The following is a 3,015-nucleotide window of genomic DNA, read 5'->3' as shown; positions in this document are numbered from 1 at the left end:
TCGTCGCCGTTGACGTGGAAGATGGGCGCCTGGATCATCCGCGCGATGTCCGTGGCGTAGGCCGACGAGCGGGAGTGCATCGGGAGCGTCGTGAACCCGATCTGGTTGTTCACGACCAGGTGGACCGTGCCGCCGGTCCGGTAGCCCTCGAGCTGGCTCAGGTTCAGCGTCTCCGCTACGACGCCCTGTCCCGCGAAGGCAGCGTCGCCGTGGATCAAGATGGGGAGCACGCGGTCGCGCAACTGCTTCTCGCTCGAGTCCGGGTTCGCCTCGACAATCTGCTGCTGCCGGGCCCGCACCATCCCCTCGACGACCGGGTTCACGGCCTCGAGGTGGGACGGGTTGGACGCCAGCGTCAGCTGCGTCGTGCTCCCGCTCGGCGACGTATGCGTCCCGTGCTGACCGAGGTGGTACTTGACGTCGCCCGAGCCTTGGACCGCGTCGGGATTGGGCGTCCCCTCAAACTCGCCGAACACCTGGTCATAGGGCTTGCCCATGATGTTGGTGAGCACGTTGAGGCGTCCTCGATGGGCCATGCCGATCACGACTTCTTCCGTCTCCTGATCGGCCGCGTCGCTCAGGACGGCGTCTAGGAGCGGGATCATCGTCTCCGCGCCCTCGAGGCTAAACCGCTTGTGACCGATGTACTTGGTGTGGATGAATTGCTCGAGCGCCTCGGCCTCGTTGAGCTTCTCGAAGATCCGCTTCTTGCGCGCCGTGTCGATGGGCTCGCGGAACTGCTGGGGCTCGATCCGCTCGATGAGCCACCGCTTTTCCTCGGGCGACGACAGGTGCATGAACTCGCTCCCGACGTGGCCGGTGTACGTGTCCCACAGCGTGTCCAGGATGTCGCGCAGGACCATCTTGCGGTTGCCGCCCAGGCCCGCCGTCGCGCCAGCCATCCCGCCGGTCAGGAACTCCCGGTCGAGGTCCCAGACCGTCAGGCCGTAACTGGCCGGGTCGAGCTCGGTGTGGTTCCGGGGCTCGTAGCCTAGCGGGTTGGTGTCGGCGAGCAGGTGGCCGCGGACGCGGTAGGCACGGATCAGCTCGTAGACGCGGGCCTGTTTTTCGATCTTCGAGGTCTTGCCAGACGCCCCAAGCGAGCGCCGGCCCAACGCGGGCGTCGAGTCGGCGTTGCCGCGGAACGGGGGCGTGTGAAGGCGGAGCGACTGGAAAACGTCGTCGTAGAACCCGTGCTGGCCCTGGAGGAGCTCGGCGATGTGCTTGAGGAACTCGCCGGACTCGGCGCCCTGGATCACGCGGTGGTCGTAGGTCGAGGTCACGGTCATGACCGGGCTCAATCCCAGCCGCGACAGCTCGCCGGCGTCCATCCCCGAGTACTCTGGCGGGTAGCCGATGCCGCCGACGGCCACGATCACACTCTGCCCGGGCATCAGGCGCGGGACCGACAGCTGCGTCCCGATCCCGCCGGGGTTCGTCAGCGTCGTGGTCGTGTCCTTGAAGTCCTCGAGGGTGAGCTTGCCGTCGCGCGCGCGCTTGACGATGTCGTTGTAGGCGCCCAGGAAGCCCCCGAACGTCAGCGCCTCGGCGTCCTTGACGTTGGGAACCAGGAGCGACCGCCGGCCGCGCTTCTCGACGTCGATGGCCAAGCCGAACGACGTCGAGGACGGGTCGATCCGCTCCGGCTGGCCGTCATTCTCGCGGTAGGCCGCCTTCATGCTCGGGACGGTCTCCATCGCTCGGATGATGGCGAACGCGATCAGGTGCGTGTACGAGACCTTGTCGCCGCCGACCGCTCGTTGGTGGCGGTTGATGAGGCGTCGGTTCTCGGCCAGCAGCTTGACCGGCACCTCACGGACCGACGTGGCCGTCGGGATGGTCAGGCTGGCCTCCATGTTCTCGACGATCCGAGCGCCGACGCCCTTGATCTTCGACACCTCGGCACCGTCGGGCACGCCGATCTCCGGGGCGGCCAGGCGATCTGGCAGCTCGGTCAGCGCGCCGTCTCCCCCGCTCGCAGCGCCGTTGGCATCGGCCTGACGGCTCGAGGGCTGCGCGCTCGAGGACGGAGCTGGCGCGGGAGGAACGGGCGTCGGCCTCGAGGACGAGGCGCCGTTGCCTCCGGCCGAAGGCGGAGTGTCCGCTAAAGATGTAGCCTTGGCGTCCGACTCTGACGGCCCGGCGCCGATAGTGCTCGCGTGCGTGGGGCCGGGGTCGAAGTCGGCAAAGAACTCTCGCCAGTTCTCGCTGACCGAGTCGGGGTTCTGACGGTACTGGGCGTACAGGTCTTCGACGTACCCACTGTTGAATCCGAACATGGTCGCGACGGCGGAAAAAGACGTTGAGGGGCGATGCGCGAAGGTACGCGCCGTCCTCGATGCCGGATTCCTGAAGACGCGTCGAGGGCGAACGAGAAACGGGCCGCCCCGGTCTGGGACGGCCCGCTTCATACTGCTTGCTCGAGAGCTGTCAGGGCAGCGCAGTCAACGTCAGCGGCCCCGACGTCCTCGATGCGCACGACCGCCGCTCAGGGCGCGGTGGATCGCGATCACGTCGCGCTGCTCGTCGGTGAGCACGTCGGCCATGGCGTCTCGGGCCGCCTGCCGCTCCGGCCGCATGTCGCTGCGACGCTCGCGCCGGGCTTGGCGGAACGCCTGGCGATCGAGCTGTCCGTCCGCGTCGAGGAAGGGACGCATGTCGGGCGCGTCGGGACGAGTACGGATGCGATCGAGGCGCAGGGTCTGAAGACGCGCCTTCTGGTCGGCGGTCAGACCGAGGGCGGCCTCTCGCGACTGCTTCGCGAGCGCACGACGGTCCTGTCGCTCGCTTAGGCGAGACGCCGCCTCGGACGGCACGACCTGTGCGATTCGCGACCTCGAGGCCGAACGGACCGTCTCCATCCGATCGACGAAGGCGTCGTCGCTGAGGCGTCCGCTGCGCAGGTCGTCCTCGAGGGCGCGGCGTTGCTCCCGGGACTCGCTGCGGATGTCGCGGAGCGCGTCGCGCTGGTCGTCGGTGAGTTGGACGCGGTCCTGCCGCTGGCCGCGGCGCTCG

2 protein-coding genes are annotated in these 3,015 nt (G+C 68.3%); both read right to left on the bottom strand.

The features are described 5' to 3' along the window. Positions 1-2,279, bottom strand: a 2,279-nt coding sequence (locus WBA11_RS17710; protein ID WP_424521965.1) for a multifunctional oxoglutarate decarboxylase/oxoglutarate dehydrogenase thiamine pyrophosphate-binding subunit/dihydrolipoyllysine-residue succinyltransferase subunit, incomplete at its 3' end; no start/stop codon positions are given. 171 nt (positions 2,280-2,450) lie between these two features. After that, positions 2,451-3,015: Spy/CpxP family protein refolding chaperone (locus tag WBA11_RS17705; protein ID WP_424521964.1), on the bottom strand; the 565-nt coding region annotated here is incomplete at its 5' end.

This window comes from Rubrivirga sp. (assembly GCF_049648075.1).
Classification (GTDB): domain Bacteria; phylum Bacteroidota; class Rhodothermia; order Rhodothermales; family Rubricoccaceae; genus Rubrivirga.
The sequence above is the reverse complement of the archived record's forward strand: the minus strand, read 5'-3'. Positions and strand labels throughout refer to the sequence as shown.